The sequence below is a fragment of the Polyangiaceae bacterium genome, assembly GCA_020633205.1.
Lineage (GTDB): Bacteria > Myxococcota_A > Polyangia > Polyangiales > Polyangiaceae > JAHBVY01.
The window spans coordinates 663432-689985 of the sequence record JACKEB010000013.1; the positions used below are offsets into that span (position 1 = coordinate 663432).

Below are 26554 nucleotides of genomic sequence, written 5' to 3' on the forward strand. Positions count from 1 at the left end.
GCGCTATTGGATGCTGCAGTAGTCGGGGAACACCGAAGGTAGCGTGTCCGTGTAGGCCGGCGCCGAGCCGAGGCTGTGATCCGTGAGGAACTGCATCGCCCAGGGCAGATACGACGCCTCGATGTGGTGGCCCTGGTTGTGGTTGCACAGCACCACGAAGTGACCTTCGGTCTTCAGCTCGCTGACCATCTCATCGGCGAGCTTCTCGAAGTCCTGGGAGAAGGCCATGTCCGTCGGCCCACCGTAGCTCACCAACGTGGGTGGCTGATTGCTCGTCTTGACGTAGGGCAGAGAGATACCGCCCGAGAAGGGCGCGGCTGCCGCGATGACGTCGGAGCGCGTCGCGATGAGCGTACCGGTCATCAGCCCACCGTTGCTCATGCCGGTGACGTAGACGCGCTGGTCGTCGACGTTGAAGGACTCACCGATACACTTCAGCATGTCGTCGAAGAAGGCGACATCCACGTTTTGGGCCGCTGCAGTGGCGATGTTCCAGGTCGCCCCGTTGCCGGACTCGAGGCCCTGGGGGGCCGCGATGATTACGTCGTCCACATCCGCACGTGCCCGGAAGCCGACGGCGTCCAGCATGTCGGTGTTGGTGCCTCCGAAGCCGTGATACACGAACACCAACGGGTAGCTCTTGTTCGCGTCGTAGGTAGTGGGTAGCACAATCTCGAAATCGCGAGGATCATTGCCGCTCGGAAATGCCGTGTTCTTGCCGTCGGTCACCGCGGGGCACTGGTCGATGCGCGGGATCTCCGCCGCGGTACCGTCGCAGGAGGAAGGGGCCTCGCCATCCGCTGTGTACACCACGGCACCGAAGGTGCTGCCAGCTAGGTCCATGCCAAACGTGACGATCTTGCCGCTGATGCTGCCGCAAAAGGTCGTTGAAGTCTGGACCTGCCCCTGCACGACCAGCTCCACGTCAACGTCGCTCTTCGTAGGCGTATAGGCGCCAGGCATCGTGAGCCCGCCGAAGTCGATGGTGAACGTGCCGTCCTCCGCAGGGACGATGTCGTCTGCCTGCGCTAAAACCTCGCTTACGCTGCCGTCGTTCGCGATAGCGTGCAGCTCCACGTGGCTACCCGTAATATCCACGCGGTAAGGGAGCACCAAGCCGGAGAGCGGCGCCAGGGACACGCCCATCAAGAATTGACCCTGGGGCAGACCAGCTTCGGTCTGCTTTTGCTCGGTGGTGTCGTCGCTGGAACAGCCGGGCAGAGCGCCCGTCACGGGCAGCGCGAGCGCCAGACTCAGGCTTAGGGAGGCACCGAAGCGCCGCGTTCGGAGTTTGGAATACTGAGAGAACTTGAAAAGCTTCATGGGCAGGCTCCCGACTTTGCGTGGGGTACGCGCAAGATTCGCTGATTCGTTGTGAGGCAGAAATGTCACAAACACCAGCCTGAACTCCGACTTCCTGCAAAGTGAGCGAATGGATACGGCCGCGTGAGCGGTTGTAACATCGTTCGATGACTCAACTCCTTGAGGTGCTTCGACGGGTCCGCGAGCTGAACGTCGAGGCGCTGTCGCGGGCTATCGACGCTGAGGTGCGTCCGTTCGTCGAGCCTGCCTACCGCATGGCGGATGGCTCGATCGCGGTCGAAGGCCCCTTGGATCTTCCCCTGCGGGCGGATCTGATTCGACGCGAGGAGGATACCGCCGGAGACGAGATTCAGGTCGACCCCGCACGCTCACTCGAGTTCGAGCCAATCCTATTTCAGATGCGAGGCGCTGAAGTCCGTGTGGAAGCGTTTGGCTGGGACTACGCCGAGATCCTGGCAGACGTACCCGAGAGCGCCGACCTCTCGCCGCTCCAAGAGTGGTTCATGTCGTGGTTCGACGCGGAAGACGCGTCCACTCCGGACGAGACGGGGCTTTACCGCGTGGTGCATTTCATGTCCGATCCGGAGTACGATGATCACCGGTTGGCGTTCATCGTCGACTTCGGCTCAGCGCCTGTGGACGCTTGGGTGTCGCTCATGGAGCGCTTGGTGGAGCTCGGCGCCAAGCAAATCATCACCCGCCGCGCAACGGATTGAACTCAGCTAGTCCCGGGGACTAGTCCGCCGCTGTGGACCACGGACGCTCTAGCGCGCTCATTACCGCGCGGATGCGTGGGGTCTTGCGGCGATCCGGGTGGGTCAGCACCCAGAGAATGCGCTCGAGTTTCCTGACCGAGTTCGCGTATTCGCTGAGCTCCACCAGACTCGCGTGGCGGGCAGCAAGCAGCTTGGGCATCAACGCAAGCCCGACACCTTCGGCGCACAAGCTCACAAGGGTGTTGAATTGGGCGTACATCGCCGCTTCTCCAGCGTTCGCCCGCTCCCAGGCGGCCTCGGGTGTGTTCTCGCCGCGAGGGCGCAGCACCCAGCGCCGCTCCGGACGGGCTGCAGCGGCTTTCGTCGCGAACACCCCGTACCCAAGCCGAGCGACTCGCTTGCCCCAACAGCCAGCGGGCGGCCGTGGAATGATCGCCAGCGCCACGTCGACTTCGTGGTCGCGCACGCTTGGCCCCGAATCTCCAAGGTGGAGCGAGACGCTGAGCGTCGGATTTTTTTCGCAGAGCTCTGCGAGTGGGCCTTGGATGAAGGGCAGCAAGGCTTCAACGGTGGTGACGCTGACCACGCCCTCCAGATCACCGCCCTGATCGCGCAGCGAAGACAGCACTTGGGAGAGGGACTTGGCGGTGCGACGTCCTACCTGTGCAAGGGCCACGCCGGCGTCGGAGAGCGTCGCCCCGGACGTTCCCCGAATCAGACACGGTTGGCCGATCGCTTGCTCGAGCGCCGTGATGCGCCGGTACAGCGTCGACTGACCGAGGCCCAGCTCCCGCGCGGCGGCGCTCACACTGCCGAGGCGTTGAACAGCCTCTAGATAGCGTAGGTCGTCCCACTGAATACTCATTGATTCCTTCGCATGCCCCTCGGCTGGGTTGGCGCAGCATCTCATCTGAGGCGCAGAACCGCGAGCCTCAATCGAGTCGCTTTCCGGGTGGAAGTGGATGTGGCGATTTGCGCTCCGGCGGGACTTGCGCAAGGCTTGGCGCCGTGAGTTGGCGGCGCGGTAGGTGGCTCGCGGCTTTGGGCTGCGGGGTTTTGGGGGGGACATGCGTGGTGGCACCTGGATCCGCAGCCGCGGATGCGCCGAGTGCCTCACCCCCAAAAGATGAGCCTGCACCAGCGCCAGAACGGCCCAAAGAAGAGCCGAGCGGCGCTGCAGCGTCCGAAGATGCAGCAGGGGCCAAAGACACGGAAGAGTCCAAAGAGGCAGCGGCGTCCAAGGATGAGGCGTGGTGCCAGAAGGAGCTAGAGACGCTCGAGCACCATGTGTGTGCCTTCGTGCCCGCAAAGGATGAGGCGTCGGACACGCTCGTGGTCTTCCTGCACGGCGTCGTGAAGTCCGAGAGCGGCTGGCAATACAACCAGCAGCTCGCGCTGGTGCGCGCTGCGAAGGTGAATCACTTCGACCTGCTAGCGCCCCGCGGGCGACGCGGAATTGGTCCGAAGGACATGGAAGACTGGTGGACCTGGCCGACGCGCAGCTCTGCACAGAAGACGCTCGAACCCGAGCTGTTCGATGAGTGGCGCGAGGCGCGCAAGACACTCGAAGAGCGTCGCGGCAAGGCCTACGACAAGCTGATCATCGTCGGCTTCTCGAACGGCGCGTACTACGCCAGCAGCTTGGTGCTGCGGGATGCCTTCGAGGCGGATGGCTATGGAGTGTTTGCAGGTGGCGGCGCGAACTATCTCGAGGCGACCGCCAAGCGCATCAAGCGCCGTCCGCCGGTCTACGTCGGCTGGGGCCTGAAAGACAAAAGCGCAAAGAAGGACGCCGCGGGTTTCGCCAAGCTACTCAAGCGCCTCGGGTGGAAGCACCGCGCCAAGGCGCGCCCGAAGGTCGGACACACGATGACCGACGCGGGCCTGAAGGAAGCCATGAGTTTCCTGCGAGCAAAGAAGTAGGCGCAGGCAGTTGGCAAGCGCTGCCCGGTAGCCGAACGTCAGTGTGCTGATGTAGAACCGAGCGGTGACCGCCAATCGCAAGCTGCGTCGCGCCCAACAAGCGCGGAAACAACGGGCTCCAGTGCAAGCGCCGACGGGTGTGCGCGCGCCAGTCCATTTGGACAAAGCCAAGCTGCGGCGCCAGTCATCTGCTGAGCGGTTTGCTCGGGAAGGCTCCGAGCTCTTGTGGGTGCGCCTCTTGGCCTGGGAAGGGCAGCGCTTGAGCCGTGCGCGCTTGTTGGATGCGGTTCACGACGCTGCGCTCTGGAAGCAAGCCGCAGCTGAGTCAGATCAAGTTCCGCCGTATCAAGCGAGCGGTGCGTTGGCGCCGCTGGCGGCTCGCGAGAAGGAGCTGGCGGGCAAGCTAAGCGCCGAGAAGCTCGACGCGGCAGTTGAAGTGTGGCGCCGTTCAGGTGACGACTACCACCCCAAGCAGCCGGCTCCGAAGTGGCAGTTCCTCGCGGAACTTAGCATGGAGTTGGAGCTGGGCGAAGTCACGGCGCTCGAGCTGCAGGAGGACTGGGAGCTGTGGATCAGCCTGGCGTTCGCCTCCGAGCCCCGGGTGGTGGCGATGGAGGCCCTGCGCACCGCGGAGAATCACCTGGCCAGCCTGGGAGAGATCACCCACGGCGAGCACCTGAAGGCAGCCGCGAACGCAGTGCGCGCGATCTGGTCCGGTTTGGCCTACGGCGACGAGACGACCTTCAAGCGGGTGCGATCCTGGTCTGACGACTGGCTCGCTTCGCTAGCGGAGCGCAGCGGATCGTCCGGGTCGGGTTCTGAAGGCGGCGACCAGTGAGCGAAGTCTTCGGGGAGCGCGCCCGGGAGCATCGGCTGCTTGGTACGCTCGAAGATTTGAAAGTCGTGGCGTGCCGTGAGGTGAAGCGGCAGGTTCTGCACGGGGCCGCCCTGGGTGAGCCACATGCGCAGCGCCTCGGCGTTCTGTGCGACCACGAAGTGTTGTGGATCCGTGCGGATAGCCTTGCGTAGGTATTCCTGCAGGCTCTGCAGGTCGCGCCGATCTGCTGCCATGCAGGCGAGGTAGTTGTAGGCGAGGCCAGGCAGCGGGTAGCCGAGCTCGAGCGCCTTGTGGATGTGCTCCTCCGCTAGCTTGAACTGCCGTTCGCGGTAGTAGGCACCTGCCAAATCCATGTGCGCCGCGTGATGATCGCCGAGCTCAGCCAAGATGGCTTTGCACTCTTCGACTCCCTCTCGGTAGAAGTCGCGGAGGCCGCAGTTCTGCGCGAACCACTCGTTGAGCACTCGTGTGGTCTCCGGGTCCGCGTCGTACGGTACCTTGAGCTCTTGAAAGGTCTCTTGGAAGTAGCGGTTGCGGTCGAGCCAAGCTTTTTCGGCGTCCTGGAAGTCGCGCGTCCCGGGATAGATCGAAAGGCAGGAGAAGATGTACTGATGGGGTCTGGCGCGCTCTAGGAACTCTAGCGTTTCTTGAAACGTCTCTACCGTTTCCCCGCGGTTCCCGAGCATCATGTAGAAGCGCACCTGGATTCCGTACTTCTTCGCCAGGTTCGCGCTCTCGACGATCTTGTCGACGGTGATCTTCTTGTCGATTTGCTTGAGGATGCTCGCGGAGCCGGACTCGACGCCGAGGCTCAGTCGCTGACAGCCCGCGAGACGCATCTCTCGCAAGAGCTCGTCACTCAGGACGTCGACGCGGGTGTCACAGCTCCACAAGAACTGCAGCCCGCGGGCGCGGATCCCCTTGCACAGCTCGAGCACCCGCTTCTTGTTGGTGGTGAAGGTGTCGTCCTTGATTTGCAGGAGTTTCACCGGCAAGCGACCCACCGCCTGCTCCAGTGCATCGAGCACGTAGTCCACCGACTGCGCACGGAAACCGCGGCCCCAACTCGTCTCAGCCCCGCAAAAGGTGCAGGCCCAGGGACAGCCGCGCGACGTCATGAAGATGTGGGTGTCGAACAGCGCGTGGGGCGACGCCAAGGTGTCCAGGTTATCGATGGAAGCCCGCGACGGCGCCTGCTCGATGCCCTGATCCCCGCGGTACCAGGTGCCCGCGATGCCTAGAGTCGACTCCCCACGCCCGAGTCGCCCACACAGCTCCAGGAACTGCAGCTCACTCTCGCCCTCGCTCACGGTGTCGATGGCCGGATGATACTCGAGCATCTCCTTCGCCAGCGGCGTGGCGTGAGGGCCACCGACGATGATGTGGGTGTCCGGGTGGAGCTCTTTGATGAGCGCCGCCGTGTAGCCAACTCCCCTGCGATTCGCGGTCCAGCAGCTCATGCCCCAAAGGTCGGCTTCGAGTGAGCGGACCACCTTCTCGACCTCTTGCCAGGGAAAGGCGGACAAGTTGAGCAGCTTGACCTGGTGCCCCGCACGCGTCGCTTGGGCCGCCAGGGAGTAGAGCCCGTAGGGCGTCTGCCAGAAGTCCGGGTCCAGATCGCCTTCGCGGTAGTCCGCGGGAGGACCGCCCCGCTCAGGACTCAGCCGCGCGCTGTGGTCTCCCAGTTCTGCAGGAGCGGCCAGCTTCCACGGGGGAGGGTATAGCAGGACTACGCGCACCAGGGGAGCATAGCCGAGGGCCCATCGAGCGGGCAACGCGGGACGAATTCGGGGCGGGGATGCCTTACTTCTAGCGCGCCATCCGCAGACGGTTCGAGCAGCTCTTGTCGCCTTGGGCCATGCACTCGACTGTCTCCACCTTGCCCAGTACCTTGACGCCCATTGCCGTGTGGATAATACGCATGGCCTCGCGGTTCATGCGGCAGATGAAGCAGTGATAGCCACGCCAGTTGGTGGCGCGGCTCCTGACCTCGTTGCCCTCCACCTCCGTGACCATCTGGCCGGAGTCGAAGAAGCGATTCCAAAGCGGCTGGCTATAGCGCGCGTAGCGCTCCGGCGTCACCAGCATGCGAAAGAACAGTTTGTGGACGCCGTGCAGCGTCGCGTCCATCACGGCGCCTTCGGCTTGAGTCGCGAGCGCCTCGGTCTCGCTCTCTGACAGGCCGGCGCTCAGCCCATCGAGGAGCTCGTGAACCAACGCACTCGGGTACCATGTGCTGGCGATGAGCCCCGCGCCCGGGCGGTTGACGTCCAAGTGAACCCTATGCTCCGGTCGCATACTGGCGATCACCTCGGCCAGGCGCGCGCGGTCCTGTGTCTGCTGGTACCACTGCACGAAGGCGGCGATGGCGACTCCCTTGATGCGATCGTGGGGCGCTGGATCCCCCGGGAAGCGATTTAGGTGAGTCCGTCCGTCTGCGTCTCGTTGAGCCATGCGCCCGCTGGGCGGTTCGGGATCAACGATGGTTTTGTCGGAGGCCTCAGGGTGTGAGCCGGGCAGCTCCGTCGAGTCCATGAGCTCATCAAGCTCAGAGGAAGAGAAAGGACTGGAGGGCGAGCGAGACAAGCGGAGCGCAGTCTTGCACGGGCCCTCCAGCCTTGCGAGGAGCGATCAATGCACGGGGGTGGCCATTTTGGCCACCTGAGATCCGCCTCGAGCGACGACCGAAGAAACGACAATTATGGCTGCGGAATTGCGCCAACTTGCCCAAGCAAGCGCAGCGTGATGCGCTTGCGTTCCTCGGAGAAGTCCTTGCCTGGCGCGCTGCTCGTGAGGAGTGTCGCGAAAAAATACGGCCCTGCATCCGTAACCAGATACCCGACGTACCAGCCGTAGTCGCGACCTTCGACCAAGCCAGTGCGTCCGGTCTTCGCGAATAGCTGCAGGCTCGGGTCGTCCACGCTGCGCATGATCTCTTTCACGCTGCGCTGGCTCTTCACTGACACCGGCAGCTTCTCTTCGTAGAGCCGTTGCACGAAGTCGACCTCTTCAATGGGCGAGATGCGCAGCCCACCGTCGAGCCAGAAGCGATCGACGGCCGGGCTGATGTCTCGATTTCCGTAGGCGAGCTTGTCCACCCAGCTCTGCATGCGCTCCTGTCCGACTTCCCGCGCTACCCGCTGGTAGTACCAAACCGCCGACACCTGGAAGGCCGAGCGCAGTGTGTGATCCTGATTCCACGCGGCAATCGGGCGTTTCACGCCATCCCACTTGAACAAGTGATCGGGACCGCTCACGACCCCGGTCTCGAGCGCTATCAGACTATTCGGGATCTTGAACGTAGACGCGGGCAAGTAGCCGGTGCGGCAGCGCTCCGGGTGCAGCAAGATGTCTTCGCCGTGGGGCGGCCGCAGCACGAACGCCGACTCGTACCCCAAGCTATCGAGCGTCCGCGTCAGCCCCGGAATGTCGACGGCGGTCTTGGGCGGCTCTTCTTGGGGGGGAGGTGCAGCCGGTGGGCGCTCGGAAGCGCTAGTCACCGCTTCGGGCGCGGGTGCGGCGCTCGGCGTCGTCGCCGCGCAGCTGGCGCCGAAGATCCCCAAGACGCAGGTGCCGCTGACGCAGAGGACGCTGAGAGTCGCTCGAAGTGTGCTTCGCATGAGGCAGCCCAACGCCACGTGATAACAACGCATTCCGCGGTTCGGCGAGGCAAATTTGTGCCTGTCGCACCGAGCGAAGCGTCACGACCCCAGACGCAAGTGCAATCAAATTGCACTTGCGTCTGGCTGACGTAGGCTTGCGAATTGAAATTGCATCTCAGTTGCGATAACGAGGCTGCGTGCTGATCCCCTTGAGCGCCGCTCTTGGCTCCGTCGTGCTCGGAGTCTTGCTGGCCTTCGTGCCAGGCAGGCAAGAGTCCATGCTCGGGCCGATCCGCAGCTTCGCGCTCACCGCGTCCCTCGCGGTGGTGTTCATGCACCTCTTACCCGAGGCGTACGAGGTCCTGGGGGTCGCGACGTTCGCCGTGTTCGTTGCTGGCCTGTTGCTCCCAAGCCTGCTGGGTGCTGTCGCCGGGAAGCTCGCCGGAGCATCCCGGGCGCGAGCCGGCCTCGAGGTGGGCTACGCGGGACTCTTGCTGCATCACATCGGCGACGGCTTGTCGATGGGCGCGCTGAGCGAACACGACCATGGTGGCCACGGCCACGTCGACGTGGTGCTAGCGCTCGCCGCGCACACCGTGCCGGTGGCAGCGATGGTGGTCTTGGCGTTCGGCGGTGCCTCGCGGAAAAAGGAGTCCGGGCTGCGCGCGTTGGGGCTCGGCGTCAGTGGGGGCGCGGGCGTTGTGCTCGGCGGCGCGGTGAGCGCAGGGTTCGCCGCCGCGACCGCCTGGGTGGCTGCGCTGACCGCAGGCATGGTGCTGCATGTGGTTGCTCACGACCTGAAGCAACACGCGCCAACGGGCAGCTGGGGACGGACCCTCGACTTCGTGGGTGCGGGGTTTGGTCTATTGCTCGGGGCGATAGGAGCCTCGGGGCACGGGGCAGAGGAGCACGCGGTGCTCTTCGAGCGCTTGGCAGACTTCACCTACGACACCGCGCCGGTGCTGCTCTTGGCGCTCGTGCTCGCGGCGCTGGTGCAAGCCAATGTATCGATGTTGCCGCCGGCGGCTCCGGCGGGGGCGTCAAGTGCCAAGGGGGCGGCGCTCGGCGTCGCCCACGCAGTGGCCCGCCCGCTTGCGACGAGCGGGGTGCTGACATTGGGGCGCAAGCTCGCGCACCCGGCGCAAATGCTAGGGCTGATGCTCGCGGCTCCCGTCGTGAGCATCGACTTCGGGCTGATTTCCTTGCGGTTTTTGGGGCCGGGGTTGACCCTTGCGACGCTCGGCTTCGTAGCGTTGCTCGCGTGGGCGCTCGGTGCTTTGGTTGGAGGCAGGCAGGCTGCCAGTGAGACGCCGCCGGACAGCGGCCGCGTTCAGCTGGGGATCGGGGCTGATTTCGTCGGGAGATTTCAGCGCGCCTTCGAGGGCTTGCTGGATCACCTTGGGATCTGGATGGTGCTTGGTCTGTTGAGCGCCGCCTTCGTCGAAGCGTACGTCCCGAGCGGGGCGCTCGATTTGCAGCACCCGCTCCTTGCGTTGTGCGTGATCAGCGCTGTCGCGCTGCCGAGCTACCTCAGCGCGCCATCGGCGGTGCCCGTGGTCGCCGTTGCGATCGCCAAAGGGCTCCCGCCCGGGGTCGCCGTGGCGGGGTTGGTGCTCGGCGCGACCTTCAACTTGCGCGCTCTCGGTTTTTTCCGCGCTCGCCTGGGCACCGCGCGGAGCATCGCGCTGGCGCTGGGGATCGTCGCTGGGTGCTGGGGACTCGCCTGGGGCGTGGGGCAGGGAATTCCTGCGGTGGGCGAGCACACGCTGAGCGTTGTGGCACCTCACGCGCCTGGCTTCTTTGGCAAGCTCGCCACGGCGATCCTCTTGCTGCTCCTGCTGCGCCGGGTTTGGTTTCATGGCGTGCGCGCCTGGGTTGCGGAGCTCATGGGTAGCTACGCCCACGAGCACCACATCGCCCAGGCGAGCCCACGCGAGGTGAGCTAGCCGCGAGTCCGTGCGGTTACGCACGTTTTCTCGTTGGGCGCGGTTGCGCGAGCTGCACTCGCCGGGCGAGAGTACTCCGTCTGATGCGCGCCCTGCGCCTTCCACTCCTGCTCGTCGGCTGCGCTTCCTCGGCCCATGAAGCGCCCGCTTCGCACCCTGCTGACCCTGCGCCGCGAGGCGTGCCGGTGAACTCCGCTAGCGGCGTGGAACAGGTGGTGATTCGTGCTGCCGTGCCCGAGGCTGAGCAGCACTATGTGTTGGCAGAGATGATCAGCGGGGATCGGCACGGTTGGTTGTTGTTCGAACCAAGTGGAGACGAGCTCTACGCGACGTTCGCGGAGTTTGGCGACAACGTCGGCCAAGATCGCTGCGCCATGAACATCCGCTTTCTCACGACGGACGACCGCGCCTTCGCGAAGTTACGCCCGCCGGTAACGCTGAACGGCGCTGCCTGCGCGACTTCGGCTCGCGATGTCGTGAAGGTCGAAGCAGGGCAGCCGCCCGACGTCAGCTGGCTACACATCGAACGCGGGTCCGATGAAGGCAGCGGCTGGTTTGCGCTCTGGAAGGGCTACGCGCTGGAGACGGAGCTTTGGACCTGGCAGCTCGCCCGGGTCCCACGAGGCTCTGGGCCCTCCGAGTTCAATGGCCATTGGGACGAACTCGACGTAGGTGCCCACGTCCCTCCCAAGCTGGCGTGGCCACCAGCGGTCGATCCAAGCGTTACACCGGATGAGTCTTGATGGGCCGCAGCCGCGCTACTGTTTGATTCGCTCCCAGAGATCTCGAACACCGAGTTCGTCGAGCCACTGTTCCAGATACTCGATATCGATCGCGTCGCCCGTGACCTCGACCAGGGTCGAGACGTCACGCAGCTGTCGCTCGGAGCTGCCCAATTTCGCCCACTCTAGTTTAGTCAAGATGGTGTCTTCCAACGACGCGACCTGAACGCTGAGCCCAAGAATTGTCGCCGGTGCGCGGCGGGAGAGCTCGATGCGGCTGAAGCGACGCGGCTTGCGGAAGATAACATCTAATTTCCACGCGGTTTCTATGTCGATCACGTTGAACTGACCGCGTCGTTTGAATTCGTCTAGCGCCGTGTCAGGGTCGACGTAGGTGGTAGCGCTGCTGATTAATCTCAGGAACTCTTTCAATGAGTCTTGGTCGGGATCGACAATGATGTCGATGTCTTGTGTCGCCCGCGGTGCACCATGATGAGAACTCGCGAAAGACCCTGCCAGCATGTAGGGCACCTGCGCTTGGTCCAGCGCAGTCACGATGCGCGCGAGGAACGCTTGGGCACCGCTCACGCAGCGGGCACCCTCTCGTTGGGCCAGACGCGCTGCGCCGACTCGCGACCGTACAGGAGGCAGACTAGCGCGCGTCGCACTTCGGCCTCCGTGTACTCCGGATGTCGCTGGCGGATGCCGGCGGCGGCGATCTCCCGGATCTCGTCGCTCATTCTCAAAGCCAAAGCGCTGCGTTGCTCCGGCGACATCTGGCGATAGAGGCGGAGCTGAACAGTGTGAGCAGCGGGGGCGGTATCAAGCGGACGCATTCGACAGCCAGAGCGTAGAACGAACCGTGTGCGAGTCCAATGGGGCCGCACTGGACCTAGTCGCGCCGCGTTGGCAGGGTGTTGAAACACCCTGCCAATCAACATGTTGTTTAGGTCGTCTTGAAGTTGAGCACCGGGGTCAGCTTGGCCTGGATGCGCACCAGGGCCTTCTGCGCAGCATGACCTGAGTGATGGGTTTGTAGGCGCTCGGCGCTTCACTGACTAGCTGTGCCGCGCGACGCTCCTCGAAGAAGACGCCTTGCATCTCCGCTACGAGGTCCTGGGGGCTGATGTGGATCGCGGCGGCTGTGCGGCTCAGGGCGCGCCCGGCACCGTGAGAGCTCGAGCAGAGAGAGCTTGGCTCGCCTCGACCACTCACCAAGTAGCTGTGGCTACCCATCGAACCGGGGATGATGCCCAGCTCGTCTTGCCTTGCGGAACTAGCGCCTTTGCGGTGCACCCACAACGGCTCGCCAGAATGCGCTTCGTAGCGCACTTGGTTGTGCACCATGTCGCGCGCGGTTTCCGGTTCTGGTTGCCAACCGAGTAGATCCATTGCCGCTCGCGTGGCGGCAGCGCGGATCCGCGCGCGGTTCAGCTCAGCGTAGCGCACACACAGCTCCGCGTCGCGCAGGTACGCGCGCCCCGTGTCTGACATGGCCTCAATGGCGCTCAATTGGGGGCCCAGTGGCTTGGGGCAGTAATGGTCGCGCACCGCCTTGCCTAACCCCCGCGAGCCCGAATGGACGAGGAGCCACGGGCGCTGTTGTTCGTCGCTGCAGAACTCGACGAAGTGGTTCCCGCGTCCCAACGTGCCGAGCTGGAGTGCGCCATCGCGCTCGAGTAGCCGTTGCAGGCGAGGTTGACTGAGGCAACTTCCGGTGAGTGCATCGAGCGCCTGAGGCTGCGGCCATTTCAAGGCTGGAACCGTTTCCGCGAGGCGTTGCAGGACACGCTGTGCTTCTGGCGCGCCCAAAGCCTCCAGCTCTCCTTGGAGGCGAATCGCGCTCACACCGCAGCCGATGTCCCCCCCGACTGCCTGAGGATACACATGGCTTCTCGAGGCGACCACTGCGCCCACGCAGACGTGCTCTGCCAGGTGCACGTCGGGCATCAAGGCGATGCGCGCGACGTCGTTGCGCCGCGCGATACGCCCGATGTTCTGTCGGCATTCTTGGCTGAGCGGCTCGGGCAAGAAGGCCTGCACCTTCTCCCATCCCGAGCCGCCCTTGGCTGTCTTTGGTGTCATTGGCTATCGGCCTCCCCACTCAGCAGGCGAGCTGCTGCGTCGTCTGGCCAATCCGCGAGGATCTCGAAGCGTAGCTCCGGGACTCGCTTGCGAGTGATCTCCTCAGCGACCTCCCGGCGTAGCCAGGACGAGGCGTGCTCCAAGTGTTCAGAGACTTCTTCTGCGCTGTGAGTCGAGCTCACCACGCGGACGTGGAGCTTGCCGTCGGTGTGAAGCACCGAGTGGACGTCGAGGTTGTGCAAGACGGGGTTGCGGCTCCCCGCCAGACACAGCTCCAGAACGCGTTCCACTTGGCTAGCGAGCTGCCAGTCGGCGCGCTGAGGAGACGTTGGTTGTCGTTTCGCTTTCGAGCGCCGCGCTGAGCGGCGTGGGTCGCGAGACTTGGCGCCCCGCGAGTCGTTGGTGAATTTCAAAATGGTTCGTTCCTGGCCTTGCAGCCTTCGCGCCTTCCGAGCGCGAATTGCCGCAGGGCAATAGGGTGCCAGCAAGCGACCGAAGGTCGCTCGAGGTGAGGGGCGGAGGGCTCAAAGGCGAAGCTCCGCCGAGCCGCGCGATGCGCGCGCAGCGAGAATTCAAGGCTTTTCAGCGCTTGTCGTGGATGGTTTCACGCGTCAGGCAGTGGCGTGGCAGGGTCGAAGAAACCCTTCCAATCACCAACTGGCAGACGCGAGGCGGGAACGACGCGCGCGATCGCGGCTGCTGTGAACGAGCAGCTAGCGCTTCGAGCGCACGTGCACGGATCTCTCGAGTTCGGAGCCCTGGTGGCTCCTACCCTTAAGTTCCTTTACGCCGCAATTCCGAGTGGGAAGCGGCGGAGCAGCGTGTCGTGTGAGCAGCGCATGACGTCCTCCGAGGACGCGGTTCTTAGCATCGAGCGTTGGCTTGTTCAACCGCCACCCGCGATTAGCGCAACAGGATCATCCCGATGATGAAGAGGAACATCAGGGCGACGAACCCCACCAGGACTCCGATGATGATCAGGTTGACCTTCATCGCGTGCCCGTCTTTGCGTGGGGGAGGCAGCGGGGCGCCCGTCTGCATCGAGTGTACGTGCTGCTCGATGCGCTCCTGGAAGAGCTTGCAGACGTTCGGCAAGAAGCTGAACGGATCGGCCAGCGCGAGGATGCTGGCGTTCAACTGGATCTGCGATGCCGCGTCGCCGCTGGCCATCACTCCCGCGTTGATGTCCACCGGATTGGTCCAGCCGAAGCCGCGGCTGAACATCATCGTGTAGCCCTGGGGGTCCTCCCGGATCAGCTTGAAGCCAGGGATCTCGCTGCCGGCGTTGCGAAGCACCATATAGGCTTGGTTCGCGGGGATCGTGAGCTGGATATTCTGGATGTAGCTGGCCACGTGGTGAGTCTGTCCTGGCTTCGGTCCCGCCCGCAAGCGGGCGATACGCCTCCTACGGCGCAGCGGCGCAGAATGTTCCCATCCGCAAAAGCGGTCGCCGTGGGGCCGTTTTCACCTTGGGTGCTTCCTCGGTCGCTGCTAAGCCCCGCCCATGACTCGGGGGTGGTGGGCGCTGGTGGTGCTTGGTTGGTCGCTGGTTGGCTGTGGGGGCTCGGACGCAGCAGGTGGCGTCGGGGGAACCGGCGGTGGACAAGCGGATGCGGGCGCGGACGCGACCCAGAGTGGAGGCACTGGGGGTGGCGGCGATGGCGGCGTTGGCGGCGCTTCCGCGGGGCAAGGCGGTCAGCTGCTCGGTGGCAGCGGAGGCAGCGCGGGTTCGCAAGGTGGTACCGCGTCCGGGGGCAGCGCGGGTTCTGCCGGCGCGAGCAGCGGTGGCATGTCCAGTGGGGGCACGTCGGGAACCGGTGCCGCGGCGGGTGCAGGAGGCGCGGCGGGCCAGGCGGGCGCAGGCGGCACAAGCGCGTCGCCTGAATGTGGGGATGGGGTCAAGAATCAGAGCTGGGAGCAGTGTGACGTCAGCGACTTCGGAAGTGCGAGCTGTGCCTCGCAGCTCGGTTCCAACTACTCGGGCAGCCTGAGTTGCACCTCCAACTGCCAGATCTCGACGTCCAGCTGTCAGTGTAACCCCGACTGCAGTGGCGGCCGCAACTGCGGGAGCAATGGCTGCGGTGGCGTGTGTGGTACCTGCTCCGGTAATTCCACCTGCAGCAGCGGGCACTGCACCTGCACACCCAGTTGCGCGGGGAAACAATGCGGGGACAACGGCTGCGGCGGTGACTGCGGACCGTGTACTGGCGGGACGACCTGTGAGAACTTCCAGTGCAAGCTCCCAGGAGGTTGCAGTCCGGCGACGACTTGTCCAACTCAAGTGCCCAAGTCGTCTGATGCGCAGTATTGCCTGGGTTACGACACCTACACGCAATGCGTGTATTGCCCAGCGAACTGCGGGTCGCCTCACTATGGCTACAGCTGTACCTCGAGTGGCGGGCCGCCCGGCGTGAACGGTTGCGTGTACGCGAATGGTGTCTGGTGTTGCCCCACGGCAGCGTGCATGCGGGCAACACCGTGGGACTCGACCTGTGCAGGCGCTGGGCTACCCCCCGTGTCTTACACCTGTCACCCCGAAGCATCGGTGCCCGCGGGCTGTGTGCAGCGCACGGGTCAGTACTACTGCTGTCCGAGCTAGGCTTTGGTCGCGTGGGGTGACTTTGCCGGCTTTGCCTTGGTTGGCTGAGGCTTGGCCTTCGTAGGCTTGGCTTTGGCGGGCTTGGCCTTAGCAGGCTTTGCCTTGGTTGGTCTTGCGTCATGCTTCGCGGTCTTGGGGGGAAGCGCGCCTGTGAAGTCAGAGCCCAGCTTGATCCACTTGAGCAAGCTCGGGGCGGTGCGAAAGCCTGCAGGGTCCACGTACACCATGCCTTTCATCGGCTTGCCGGTGAAATCCATCGGTCGAGCGTGAGGTAGGCTCACTGCCTTGTCGTAGCCTTCTGCGCCGACGCGCAGCATCAGCGTGTCGCGCACGATACCGCAGCACATGTGCCCGTTCAGCGTGAAGCACAAACCGCCGAACATCTTGCGTTCAGCGATCCTCGGATCACCTTCAAATACCGCGCGGATACGCGTCGCGAGCTTCTCGTCGTAGGCCATAGCGGTTTGTCTGTCGTTTCTTCAGAGGAGGAACTGCTTCAAGTGTCCTTGAGGTCGTGGCGCTGGAGCAGACGGTGCAGATACATGCGATCCAGCTGTGCCTTGCGCGCGGCCTTGCTCACGTTGCCTTCCGCCCAGGCCATGAGCTCCTTGAGGTAGGCCTTCTCGAATTCAGCGGTGAGCTGCTCTTTGCCCGCCTTGAACGGCACTTCGATGTTGGCTAGCGCCCCTTGGACCAGCTGATGCGCGGTCATGTCCGGCGGCAGCGTCGACTGACGCCGCTGGCTGGCGGGTCCCGCGACGTCCATCACGATGGCCCGCTCGACGTAGTTGCGGAGCTCGCGCACGTTGCCAGGCCAGTCGTGCCTGGACATCTCCGCGCGCACGCTGTCGGTGAACAGGTGCTCGGCCTCCTGAGCATTCAGCGACTGCAAGAGGGCGCGGATCAGGATGTCTAGGTCCTCGATTCGCTTGCGTAGCGGTGGGATACGGATCGCGACGACAGAGAGCCTGAAGTAGAGATCTTCACGGAAACGTCCACGGTTGACCTCACGCTCGAGGTTACGGTTGGTCGCTGCGATCACCCGTACGTTGATGCGCCGGGCTTGGTTCTCACCCACCCGACGGATCTCCTTCGCCTCGAGGGCGCGTAGCAACTTCGGCTGCATATCGAGGGGCATCTCGCCGATCTCATCCAGGAAGATGGTGCCACCAGTCGCGCCTTCGAAGGCGCCGACGCGTTGTCGGTCCGCCCCAGTGAACGCGCCTTTCGCGTGACCAAAGAGCTCGCTCTCGATCACGCTCGGCGAGATCGAGCTGCAATCGACGACAAGGAAGGGAGCGTGGGCGCGTGGACCTCGATGATAGAGTTCGGTGGCGGCGAGTTCCTTTCCGGTGCCGCTCTCGCCTTCGAGCAACACGGTGGCGTCGCTGTTCGCTGCGCGTTCGAGCATGCCGAACACCTGGCGCATGGCTGCGGACTCACCGTAGAGGTCGCCAAAGCTCGGTGTCTCTGGGATCTGCTCGACGCCGCTGTCGGCGGACTCGCGGACGCGTACGATGGAGTCTCCAAGGTGCAGCTCACACCCAGTGCGCGGCAGGTCCACTTCGCGAATGCGCAGGCCGGAGACATAGGTGCCGTTGAGCGAGCCGGTATCGCTCATGGACCAAGCAGACTCGCTACGCGCGAAGGAGCAGTGAAAGCGTGAGACGGCGTGATCGACCAGCACCAGTTCGTTCGAGAGGTGTGAGCCGACGCGGATGCGTTCGCCTTCGAGGGTCACACGCCGGTCGCTGGGGTTGCCCGCTTCGCGCACGACGTGGAACTCGAGGCGCGGCACGGCGACCGCGGTCGCCATCCGGCGCACGGTGGGGAGGTGGAAGCCGCCGATGTTGGTCGGGCGATCGAAGTCGCTCACCGCCTGAGTGTAGGGCAGCTGCCCCCAGACCTGATGCCTGAAGGCAGCAATCGAGCCTTTCAGGCAGCAGACAGCGGGCAGCACCTACATGGTAGGCAAATCTGAACTCGCGCAATTTCAGCCATTTAGGGCTGTCTCCGGGCTGGTACGCGACTTGTATTAGTCCTGGGCATGAACAACATCCTGTCGGCTCTGGTGATGAGTGTGGTGCTGCTTGGAGGCAGCGAACAGGCTCAGCCGAGCGAACTCCCCCAACAGGACACCACCCCCGTCGCCCCTACTCCCACGGTGCTACCGCCCGTCTCCGTGGAGGCCGCGCCGGCTCTGCCCTGGCTCAATCAATCCAGCGAGCCCGGTGTGCTCGCGAATGCCAACGAGGCGCGTGAGGGGCGCAAGCAGTACCTGCTCCCCCAAGACTGCAGCGAGCGTTCCGCGGTGGACGTCGTGATCCACTTTCACGGCAGCCCCAAGACGATGACGAAGGCGTTCAAGAACTCGCACCTCGACGCGGTCGCGGTGATCGTGAACCTCGGAGCCCTCAGCGGCCCCTACGAGCACTACTTCGAGCAGAAGGGCGCCTTCGTGAATTTCCTCGCGGGAATTGATAAGGACCTGGCCAAGCACTGCCCCGGGGCGAAGCGTCGTCGCCTGGCCATCTCTTCCTGGAGTGGTGGCTACGGCGCCGCCTACCGAATCCTGGTGGAGGAGGGCAACAGCGATCTGATCGATGCCATCCTGCTCTCCGACGGGCTGCACTCTGCGATGGCCAACAAGTTCACTCGCGAGATCAAGCCGGACGGCCTCGCGCCCTTCGAGCGCTTCGCCGAGCGCGCCGCCAAGGGTGAGAAGATGCTTGCGATCGCCCACTCCAGCATCGTCCCGCCGGGGTACTCGAGCACCACCGAGACCGCGACCTATCTCTTGGAGTCCCAGGGTGGCGAGCGCACCGCGCTGGACGCGCAAGGTCCTCGTGAGTCGATGCACCTGATCTCCAAGGGCTCCGTTGGCAGCCTGAGTGTGCTGGGCTTCGCGGGTGGTGACACCCACGCCCACTGCGACCACCTCTACGCGATCAACGACACGCTGTTCACCCAGCTGGAGCGTCGCTGGGCCAACTGAGTCTCGGCGCGCTAGCACCCCTAAGCCCCGCGTGAGGATCCCCCTCCTCGCGCGGGGCTTTTTCGTTGGCGTTCAGGCTGGAGAGCCGAGCACCAGCGACATTGGGCCGGCGGTGGCTTCGATCGCATCCAAGCGGAAGTTCGCGCCGCGCAGCAGCGCCGCGTATTCATCCTCCGTGCGCTCTCTGCCGCCGCCGTGGACGACCATTTCCAGGTCGAGCAGCTTGGCGAAGTGAGGCTTTCCGGGGCCGGGTACCACCGTTTCGCACAGCATCAGCCGCGCTTGCTTGGTACCCATTGCCTTGCGGATGCACTTGAGGATCTGCGTCGCTTGCTCGTCTTGCCAGTCGTGAATCACCGACTTCGAGACGTACAGATCTGCGCCTGCGGGAACGGCTTCGAAGAAGGAACCGCCCACTGCTTCAACGCGGCTCCTCACCCCCAAACCCTCCAGCAGCTCTGGAGCGCCTGCGACGACTTGCGGCAAATCGAGGAGCGTGCCTCGAGCCTTTGGCGCTGACTTCAACAGTGCCCCAAGCAGCCTGCCATGGCCGCCCCCAACGTCGGTGATGTGCTGGTACTGAGTGAAGTCATGAGCCGCGACCACGGCCTCGCACGCGACGTTGCTCACGGCGGTCATCGCACGATTGAAGGATTCCATCACCTCGGGGTTGCCGGTGAGCCAGTCGAATGGCTGCTTGCCATGGCGTAGCTCCACAGCCGTTTTTCCCGTACGGATACAATCAGCCAGCAGCGGCCAGTTCTGCGTACCATGGCGCCCCATGAAGATGATGAAGTCGACGAAGGATGCCTCCGGCGACTTGCACATGGCCTGACCGAGTGACGTCAAACTGAAACGTTTGTTCGAGTGTTCGGTGACCAGACCCAGCTGCGATGCGGCGCGCAGCGTGCGGTACAACATGTCGGAGTTCACTGATAGCTGCTCGGCGATCTGGTCAGCTGCAGCAGGCTCCGGCCCGGCGTCGCGGATTGCGTCGCACACGGAGAGCTCGGCCAGCGCGAAAGCGATATGAAAGCCCCACAGGTCGCCAATGAAATCGAGCAGTGCGATCCCTGGGGGCACCATCTTGCGCTTGAGTGTGGACAGCCCAGACCGGGCGCGCTCGGACAGCGCCACGAGTTGCGGCGGCGGCATCGGACTCATGGTTGGTTCCCTCCCTCTGAAGAACAGCGGCGCCGAACGGCAGCGCTCAGAACCGTCCAGCATACTCGAAACGCGCCACGCCGAATCATCGACGAAGCTTCGCTGTGCTCCGCGCCCTGGCTCTGCGCCCGCAGGAGTAGCACCTGATGCCACCTCCGCCTTCGTCCGGGTCAGTACCGTCCGGGTCAGGTGTCATCCAGCTCAGGTGTCGTCTAGACCACTTGGACGTGCCAGGTCGTCCTAAGGAATTGTTGCCTCAGCGGCGCGGATTTTTGGGGGGAGGAGCGACGTTCCGGCCGTGGGCCGGCCAGCTGGCGGCAATTTCTCCGCGCCACGTCCAGGCTAGTGTCGCTCTACTAGCGGGCCTGGAGTACGCTGGAATGGGTTGTCGTTGGCGCTGACGTGAGACGTCCACCGGGTCATCCGGGACAAGGGCCAACGAAATCGAGCGAAGCACCGTGCCGTCCAAGAGCCCCTCAGACAAGACCTCCGGCGAGAAGCCGACCGTCGTGGACGGGTCCAGTAACCCGAAGGCATCGGAAGGGCCTCTGTCGTCACCGCTCTCGGCGCCGCAATCGTCCAAGCGGGGCGCACCTGCGAGCGCTCAGCCTGCCGCCGCGTACCAGAACTTCGATTCGTACGACAGCGAGGAAGTCGAGATGCTCGACGAGCTCCTCGGCGCGACCCTACACGACACCTACCGCTTGGTCGGGTTGCTCGGTGAAGGCGGCATGAGCCGCGTCTACGAAGGCCAGCATACGCGCATCGAAGGCAAGCGCTACGCCATCAAGGTTCTCCGTGCGGATATGGTCAGCCACGGCGAGGTGGCTCGACGTTTTCGCCGAGAGGCCAAGGCGGTGGCCAGTGTCAGCCACCCGAACGTGCTTGACATCTACGACATCGGGGAGACTCCCGATGGGCGACCGTACTTGGTCACTGAGTTCCTCACCGGCGAGAGCCTGGGGGACCGCCTTGATCGAGAGCGCGTGTTGTCCGTGTCCATGGCAGCCCACGTGGTGCGCTCCGTGTGCGCAGGAGTCAGCGCAGCCCACGAAGTCGGCGTGATTCATCGCGACCTCAAGCCTGACAACGTGTTCCTGGTGGGTGACCCAAACCATCCACAGGTCAAGGTGCTGGACTTCGGGCTGGCGCGGCTCCGAGACACTGACGACAGCAACCTCACCCGCACCGGGGTAGTGATGGGGACCCCCGGCTATATGTCGCCGGAGCAGGCGCGGGGTGAGCGAGTCGACTTCCGTACGGATATATATGGGGTGGGGGCGATCCTCTATGCCTCGCTCACGGGGCGGGCGCCTTACGAGCGCGAGACCTTTCAGATGACCGTGCTCGCGGTGATGAACGGTGATCCGCTGCGTCCCCGCGCCATCGATCCGAACATCCCGGCGACCCTCGAGGTGATGATCCAGAAGTCGATGGCTCGTGATCCCAACGAGCGCTACGCGAACCTCGAAGAGTTCAGCATGGCCCTCGAGCGTTTCGACGAGACAGCGCTCAATACAGCCATGACAGCGCTCGCGCCTGCACGCGCCCCGCAGATTTCAGAGTTGGCGCTTGCCGAGGAATCGACGGAGGCGGAGTCGGCCCGTGTTCAGCTCACGCTGCTCTCACTGCTCGGCTTGGTGCTGGTAAACGCGACCCTGGTCACGGCGGTGATTAGCGCGCTCGAGCTCTTCGTCTTCAAGCGTTCAGCGACCGGGGTCGAGCTTGGTCTGGTGATTGGAGCGATCGTCGGCACGACCTTCACGCCTGCCGTGCTGGCCTATGCCCGCGTGCGCAAGAACGTTTGGAACAACAGCGCGCGGGTGATCGAGCTCCTTGGCACTATCCGCGCGGTATTGGTCGCTGGCGGCGCCGCGTACGGTTTGGCTGCCATCATCGTGCGCATCCATGACGGTTTGATCTCCATTGGCCAACCCGCCCTCGGGCGCGCGGTGGCGACGGGGTGGGCTGGCTGGAGCTCGGTGTTCTTCGCCGTGGCGGCGTTGGCTGCTGGCGCAGCGTTCCTGCGACGACTGCTCTTGCGGTCCAAGGCTGGCCGCGTGCGCAAGTTCTTGGTCGGTCCGCTTCTGGTAATGCTCACCCTGGCGGGCATGGGAGCCGTGCTCCGGCTGGGTTTCCAAAGCGGCAGCAGCGCCTCCCAGCAGATGCTCGCGGAGCTGCGTCTGCCGACGGCTGCGCCAGGGCCCGCGGTGAGCAGCGTGGTGCCAGCGCCATTGACGAGCGTGGCTGACGCGAGCGACGCCGGGACGGTCAGCGCCCCGGCTACCTCCAAGACGGCGTCCGCTGCAGAGCTTGGAGCTGCAAAGGCGAAAGGTCTTGCCGGGCTTTTGCCGCTGCGCCAGCGCTACCCCGAGGATCCAGATGTGTTGCGGCCCCTGGCGGTCGCGTTCGGAGAGGACCCGCGCACCTACAACGACGCGATCGGCGCGCTCAAGCAGCTCTTCAAGTTGGTGCCCAAGGACGCAACGGATCGTCAGCTGCGTACCCTGGTGATCAAGATTGCGGCCTCTGGCAAGAGCGCGACGGAGCCCGCCCTGGAGCTCATGAGCAAGGGTATGGGGACCGCTGGCCCAGATATTCTTTATGATCTGTACCTGACCAGCAATCAGCTGCGCCCGCGCATTCAACGTATCCTCGAGGATAAGGACGTGCGCTCCACGGCTTCCCCCTCGATGTTGATCGCCTACGACCTGCGCAGCACGGAGTCGTGTGCGGCAAAGGTGCCCCTGCTGGAGCGCGCAAAGAAGGATGGTGACGAGCGCAGCATAGCCACGCTGCAGATGCTTAGCTCTCGCACCAAGAAGGGCTGCGGATACAGAAAAAAGAAGCCTTGCCCGGCTCCCTGCGGCGCGCAGATCAAGCAATTCGTCGGTACCGTCAGCGAGATCCAGAAGCGCCTAGACGCGGAAGAGAAGGCCGTCGAGAGCGGGGTCGATGGGGGTGGGGAAGACGCGAGCGCTGGGTGACGTTCGGTCACCCACACGGGCGTAAACAGACGTTCACCTTGAATCTCCGCGCTCCCTCACGGATCCCATTGAAGCCGGTTGCCCATGTCGTGGTCGCCGTTGCCGTAGGTGTGTTTCCGCGCTGTAACAAGGGCGCCCGATGCGCCTTGGCACACCACCGCAAGCGACGTGCAGCAGCAGCGGGGGCGGCGGTCCCTCGGGAGTCAGCCTAGGGTCGCTGAGCGGCGCGCCTCCCCCCAAGCTCGGAGAGTCGTGCTAGACTGTCTGGGTGACAGCACCCGCGAAGAAGCGCGCGACGTATCAGGACGTGCTCGACGCGCCACCCAACATGGTGGCTGAAGTGCTGCTCGGGGAGCTTCACCTGAGCCCGCGTCCGGCGCGGCGCCACGGAAAGGCGGCCTCGACCCTAGGGATGGAGCTTGGCGGCGCCTTCGAGCGCGGACGTGGCGGCCCAGGGGGTTGGGTGATTTTCGATGAGCCCGAGCTTCACCTTGGGGAAGACATCTTGGTCCCAGATCTCGGCGGCTGGCGCACCGAACGATTCCCGCTGGGGGCTGATGAAGAGGCGTACTTCGTGACTCCTCCTGACTGGGTTTGCGAAGTGCTCAGCCCGAGCACGTCTCGCTATGATCGGACGGATAAGCTCACGATCTATGCCCGCGAACGGATCCCCTACGTCTGGCTGGTCGATCCGCGGGAGCGCACCTTGGAGTGTTACGTCTTGGAAGGCTCGGCGTGGAAGCTCGTGGGGAGTCATCGAGATTCCGCGGTTGTCCGAGCCCCGCCGTTTGAAGTCTTCAACCTGGAGCTGGGCGCGTTGTGGCTCCCTGAAGCCTAGGTTGACGGGGCGCTACTTTCGGGCCGGCTTGCAGCGCTTGAGGTCCGCGCGATTCACGAGAAAGAAGAGCTGCTCTTCGCCCTCGGGCCAGATCCAGCTCTGCCAGAGATCGACGAGGACGAAGCTCGGATCGGCCGCTGGGCGCTGTTGCTCCGCAAAGCGTGTTCCAGCTCGCAGCAGACCAACCGCTTGAGGTTGACCTGGCACATTCCCTAGGAACAACGGCAGCTCGTCCTCGCATGCCGTGAACTCGACGTCGCGGGGCACGCGGCCGTAGCCTCGTCCACCGCCGCCCATCCCGCGCAATCCAAAGCCACCCGGAGCTGGGTCGTCCTGCAGGAAGCTCACGGGGACCCACCCGGTGAGTACCGCGTCCGTGTCGGTCGCCTGAATGCGCGAGTAGCTCCCAGCACGCTCGAGCTCCAGACAGGCGATAGTCGCGTCTCCCCGGGGCAACGTGAGGCTCACCGGGCCGTCGGGTTTCACGCTCACCGGCGCCGCGCCCACGAGCAGCTTGGGTGCGCCGTCGGCTGCGATATCCACCTCGTAGCTTGCCTGGTTCAGGCCCAGATCAGCGCATTGTGCCTCGGCCTCGGCCACCAGGTGATTCAACGCGGCGCCGGCCTGGTAGCGGATGGTTCCGGAGTTTGCGTCATCACTGCGCCACTCGATGGCAGCGCTTGGGGTAGGCGTCAGCACGCCAGCGATCGCAATCCCGCGCCGTAGGTGGAGCGGATGTTCTTCCGCGTCGTAGGGCGTCCAGAGCACGACGCCGTTCGACTCAAGCGTGAGCCGCGGAGCGCGACCCCCGAGCGCCACGCTCGCGGCGGCGTCAACCAGCGTTGCTAGCTTGGCGCCCCGGGCGGATAGCCGAAGCGCCACACTCGCGTCCAACGTGCCTTCGCTGACGACGCACGTCTTGGGTTTTGTTCGCGTTCGCGGAGCCTCAGCGGGAGAGTCCGCGGCGATCGGCATGGGTTGCTTCGCCTCTGGAGGCTGCGGTCGCGACGTGGTGCAGCCCCACGCGAACGTGCAAACAAGGGTGAAGCTCAAGCGTCGAAGCATGCGGTGTGCGAGACGCTGCCAGCCATGAAGCGTGAGCGCAACTCGCGTGGCGCCAGGCGCGATGTTGACTCCTGACGGAAACTAACCGAGAGAGCCAAGCAGTGAACGACCCCCGCATGCATTCGCTGGTTGATGCGTTCGTCGCCGATCTCCGCGAGATTGTGCGTCAAGCGACTCTGGAGCAACTCGCGTTGCTGTTGGCTGCGCGCTCGCGCGCGAGTGCCGCACCGCAGGCGCTGCAAGTCGCACCGCTCCGCGAAGCTCGCCGCGCTGTACGCGCGCCCCGCAAGCGCCAGGTGGTTCCTGTGGCTGCGCCGGAGAGTCGTCCGGGTGCACCTCGCGAGAAGCGAGTTAAAAGCCGCAAGGAAACGCAGGCCAGCGCGTTGTTCGCTGGAGAGACAGCGCCTCCTGCCGCTCCGCCCGCCGAGCCAGAGACTCATCCCTTCGTCCTGCGCCGCAACGGCGAGCGCGTTCGGCGCTTGAAGTAGCAGAGCTTCGCTTCTTTCGCTCGATCTCGATACCGCGGGGAAACATTCCCGTGCAACGCTTCGGCACTATTCTGCGTTCGATAGCTTGTGAGTAGCGCGCTTCGCAGCGCTTGTTGCGGGGAGCACCCGCTACGTTACGGAAGCTGCCTGGCGAGGCGCTCGCCATTGTGCGCAACCCCTGCGCGCGCGGCGTTTTCAGCAGCGGTCGGACCAAGTCGGCTGATTGACGAGTGGGGGCTCCGAGGATTAGCGAAGAGCCAACAGGAGGACCTTCCATGTTGGTTAAGCACCCCGCAGATCGTCGCACGCTGCTTTGGACCTTGGTGCTCACGCCAGGGCTCGCAGTGTTGCACTACGTTCGCCCCGACCTCGCTTGGTGGCTGTTCCCCGCGAGCATGTACTTCGCCGTGAGCTGCGCCGTCATCGCGCACAACCACATGCACCGGCCGACGCTCAAGTCGAAGCTAGGCAATCGCCTGTTCTCCCACTGGATATCCATTTTCTACGGCTACCCAGTGTTCGCCTGGACGCCGACGCACAACCTGAACCACCACCGCTATCTCAACAAGCACGGTGACGCGACCATTACCTGGCGCTTCACCAACAAGCACAACGCCCTCGTGGCGGGCACGTACTTCTTTGTGTCGGCGTACTACCAGGGCTTCTGGATCAAGGACTACATTCGCCAGGCGAAGCAGAAGAACCCGGCGCTGTACCGACGCATCCTGACCCAATACACCGTCACGTACGGCGCACATCTGTTGCTAGCCGGTTTGGCTATCGCACTCTTCGGAGTTGCCGCGGGGATCAAAGTCTACGCGCTCTCCTTGGGGATCCCGGCGTTCTTCGCGCTGTGGACCGTGATGCTGTTCAACTACACCCAGCACGTCCACACCGACCCCTGGTCGGAGCTGAATCACTCGCGGAACTTCACGGGGAAGCTGCTGAACTTCCTGCTCTTTGGAAACGGCTATCACACCGTGCACCACAACAAGGCCAACTTGCATTGGGCAGACGCCGCAGCCGCTCACGACTTGATCAAGGACCAAATCGACCCTCGGCTCTGCCACAGAAGCATGTGGTGGTTCTTCTTCCAACAGCACGTGCTGGCTTTGTTCGTGCCGAGGCTCGGAACAGTTCAGGTTGGACGGGCTCCGTTCGATTGCCCCGAGGAAGAGCGTCATGAAGATGCTCCCGATGTGGTGGATCTCAGCCCTGGAGCGGAAGCCGTTGCAGGAGGTTCGATCTGAGCGTGCATCCCGC

At 64.3% G+C, this 26554-nt stretch carries 25 protein-coding genes; 11 read left to right on the plus strand and 14 right to left on the minus strand.

Features of this window, described 5'->3' with window-relative positions; genetic code table 11:
• Positions 1–3: 3 nt before the first annotated feature.
• Positions 4–1323 carry a hypothetical protein gene (locus H6718_19175; protein MCB9587532.1) on the minus strand — a complete coding sequence of 440 codons (1320 nt, stop codon included), beginning with the start codon at positions 1321–1323 and terminating at the stop codon, positions 4–6.
• 146 nt (positions 1324–1469) lie between these two features.
• Between H6718_19175 and H6718_19180 the strand changes: the two genes are divergently transcribed.
• Positions 1470–2039, plus strand: a complete 570-nt coding sequence (locus tag H6718_19180) for a hypothetical protein (protein MCB9587533.1) — start codon at positions 1470–1472, stop codon at positions 2037–2039.
• Positions 2040–2058: 19 nt separating this feature from the next.
• Here H6718_19180 and H6718_19185 read toward each other — a convergent pair whose 3' ends face one another.
• A complete protein-coding gene (locus H6718_19185; GenBank protein ID MCB9587534.1) occupies positions 2059–2904 on the minus strand; it encodes a LysR family transcriptional regulator in 846 nt (281 codons plus the stop codon).
• Positions 2905–3113: 209 nt separating this feature from the next.
• Between H6718_19185 and H6718_19190 the strand changes: the two genes are divergently transcribed.
• Positions 3114–3962 (plus strand): hypothetical protein, encoded by an 849-nt coding sequence (locus tag H6718_19190; protein MCB9587535.1) that lies wholly within the window; start codon positions 3114–3116, stop codon positions 3960–3962.
• A gap of 64 nt (positions 3963–4026) precedes the next feature.
• The gene (locus H6718_19195) at positions 4027–4800 is read left to right on the plus strand and encodes a hypothetical protein (GenBank protein ID MCB9587536.1); all 774 of its coding nucleotides are present in this window, start codon (positions 4027–4029) and stop codon (positions 4798–4800) included.
• Here H6718_19195 and H6718_19200 read toward each other — a convergent pair.
• The 3 genes from H6718_19200 to H6718_19210 form a co-directional block, all read right to left on the minus strand.
• Complete coding sequence (locus H6718_19200; GenBank protein MCB9587537.1) at positions 4686–6539, minus strand: B12-binding domain-containing radical SAM protein; 1854 nt, start codon at positions 6537–6539, stop codon at positions 4686–4688. The genes H6718_19195 and H6718_19200 overlap by 115 nt on opposite strands.
• A gap of 70 nt (positions 6540–6609) precedes the next feature.
• On the minus strand, positions 6610–7335 hold the full coding sequence (locus tag H6718_19205; GenBank protein ID MCB9587538.1) for a hypothetical protein: 726 nt from the start codon (positions 7333–7335) through the stop codon (positions 6610–6612).
• Positions 7336–7499: 164 nt separating this feature from the next.
• Positions 7500–8420 (minus strand): class D beta-lactamase, encoded by a 921-nt coding sequence (locus H6718_19210; protein MCB9587539.1) that lies wholly within the window; start codon positions 8418–8420, stop codon positions 7500–7502.
• A 179-nt stretch (positions 8421–8599) separates the two neighbouring features.
• Between H6718_19210 and H6718_19215 the strand changes: the two genes are divergently transcribed.
• The gene (locus H6718_19215) at positions 8600–10348 is read left to right on the plus strand and encodes a permease (protein ID MCB9587540.1); all 1749 of its coding nucleotides are present in this window, start codon (positions 8600–8602) and stop codon (positions 10346–10348) included.
• 83 nt (positions 10349–10431) lie between these two features.
• A complete protein-coding gene (locus H6718_19220; GenBank protein MCB9587541.1) occupies positions 10432–11091 on the plus strand; it encodes a hypothetical protein in 660 nt (219 codons plus the stop codon).
• Between the two features lie 15 nt (positions 11092–11106).
• On the opposite strand, the gene H6718_19225 is transcribed toward H6718_19220, so the two are convergent.
• The 5 genes from H6718_19225 to H6718_19245 all read right to left on the minus strand — a co-directional run bounded on the left by H6718_19225 (position 11107) and on the right by H6718_19245 (position 14508).
• Positions 11107–11658: a nucleotidyl transferase AbiEii/AbiGii toxin family protein gene (locus H6718_19225; GenBank protein ID MCB9587542.1), complete on the minus strand. Its 552-nt coding sequence runs from the start codon at positions 11656–11658 to the stop codon at positions 11107–11109.
• Complete coding sequence (locus H6718_19230; protein ID MCB9587543.1) at positions 11655–11810, minus strand: hypothetical protein; 156 nt, start codon at positions 11808–11810, stop codon at positions 11655–11657. Before H6718_19230 ends, H6718_19225 begins: the two co-directional genes overlap by 4 nt.
• 235 nt (positions 11811–12045) lie before the next feature.
• Positions 12046–13155: an RtcB family protein gene (locus H6718_19235; protein MCB9587544.1), complete on the minus strand. Its 1110-nt coding sequence runs from the start codon at positions 13153–13155 to the stop codon at positions 12046–12048.
• On the minus strand, positions 13152–13445 hold the full coding sequence (locus H6718_19240) for a ribosome-binding factor A (protein MCB9587545.1): 294 nt from the start codon (positions 13443–13445) through the stop codon (positions 13152–13154). Before H6718_19240 ends, H6718_19235 begins: the two co-directional genes overlap by 4 nt.
• A 613-nt stretch (positions 13446–14058) precedes the next feature.
• Positions 14059–14508, minus strand: a complete 450-nt coding sequence (locus H6718_19245) for a hypothetical protein (GenBank protein ID MCB9587546.1) — start codon at positions 14506–14508, stop codon at positions 14059–14061.
• 151 nt (positions 14509–14659) lie between these two features.
• On the opposite strand from H6718_19245, the gene H6718_19250 reads away from it, so the two are divergent.
• Complete coding sequence (locus tag H6718_19250) at positions 14660–15754, plus strand: hypothetical protein (GenBank protein ID MCB9587547.1); 1095 nt, start codon at positions 14660–14662, stop codon at positions 15752–15754.
• Here H6718_19250 and H6718_19255 read toward each other — a convergent pair.
• Both H6718_19255 and H6718_19260 read right to left on the minus strand, forming a co-directional pair.
• The gene (locus tag H6718_19255; GenBank protein ID MCB9587548.1) at positions 15751–16212 is read right to left on the minus strand and encodes a TfoX/Sxy family protein; all 462 of its coding nucleotides are present in this window, start codon (positions 16210–16212) and stop codon (positions 15751–15753) included. The two genes, H6718_19250 and H6718_19255, sit on opposite strands and share 4 nt — an antisense overlap.
• Positions 16213–16250: 38 nt before the next feature.
• Positions 16251–17630, minus strand: coding sequence for a sigma 54-dependent Fis family transcriptional regulator (locus H6718_19260; protein ID MCB9587549.1), 1380 nt, complete (start codon positions 17628–17630; stop codon positions 16251–16253).
• A gap of 171 nt (positions 17631–17801) precedes the next feature.
• On the opposite strand from H6718_19260, the gene H6718_19265 reads away from it, so the two are divergent.
• Entirely contained in the window at positions 17802–18749 is a 948-nt protein-coding gene (locus H6718_19265) for a hypothetical protein (protein MCB9587550.1), read from the plus strand.
• Between the two features lie 72 nt (positions 18750–18821).
• On the opposite strand, the gene H6718_19270 is transcribed toward H6718_19265, so the two are convergent.
• Entirely contained in the window at positions 18822–19913 is a 1092-nt protein-coding gene (locus tag H6718_19270) for a hydroxyneurosporene methyltransferase (GenBank protein ID MCB9587551.1), read from the minus strand.
• A gap of 458 nt (positions 19914–20371) precedes the next feature.
• On the opposite strand from H6718_19270, the gene H6718_19275 reads away from it, so the two are divergent.
• Both H6718_19275 and H6718_19280 read left to right on the plus strand, forming a co-directional pair.
• The gene (locus tag H6718_19275) at positions 20372–22900 is read left to right on the plus strand and encodes a serine/threonine protein kinase (protein ID MCB9587552.1); all 2529 of its coding nucleotides are present in this window, start codon (positions 20372–20374) and stop codon (positions 22898–22900) included.
• A gap of 268 nt (positions 22901–23168) precedes the next feature.
• Positions 23169–23738 carry a Uma2 family endonuclease gene (locus tag H6718_19280; protein ID MCB9587553.1) on the plus strand — a complete coding sequence of 190 codons (570 nt, stop codon included), beginning with the start codon at positions 23169–23171 and terminating at the stop codon, positions 23736–23738.
• A 12-nt stretch (positions 23739–23750) separates the two neighbouring features.
• Here H6718_19280 and H6718_19285 read toward each other — a convergent pair whose 3' ends face one another.
• Entirely contained in the window at positions 23751–24713 is a 963-nt protein-coding gene (locus H6718_19285) for a hypothetical protein (GenBank protein MCB9587554.1), read from the minus strand.
• Positions 24714–24904: 191 nt separating this feature from the next.
• Here H6718_19285 and H6718_19290 point away from each other — a divergent pair, with 191 nt between their 5' ends.
• Both H6718_19290 and H6718_19295 read left to right on the plus strand, forming a co-directional pair.
• Positions 24905–25291: a hypothetical protein gene (locus H6718_19290; GenBank protein ID MCB9587555.1), complete on the plus strand. Its 387-nt coding sequence runs from the start codon at positions 24905–24907 to the stop codon at positions 25289–25291.
• A 275-nt stretch (positions 25292–25566) separates the two neighbouring features.
• Complete coding sequence (locus tag H6718_19295) at positions 25567–26541, plus strand: fatty acid desaturase (GenBank protein ID MCB9587556.1); 975 nt, start codon at positions 25567–25569, stop codon at positions 26539–26541.
• Positions 26542–26554 lie beyond the last annotated feature (13 nt).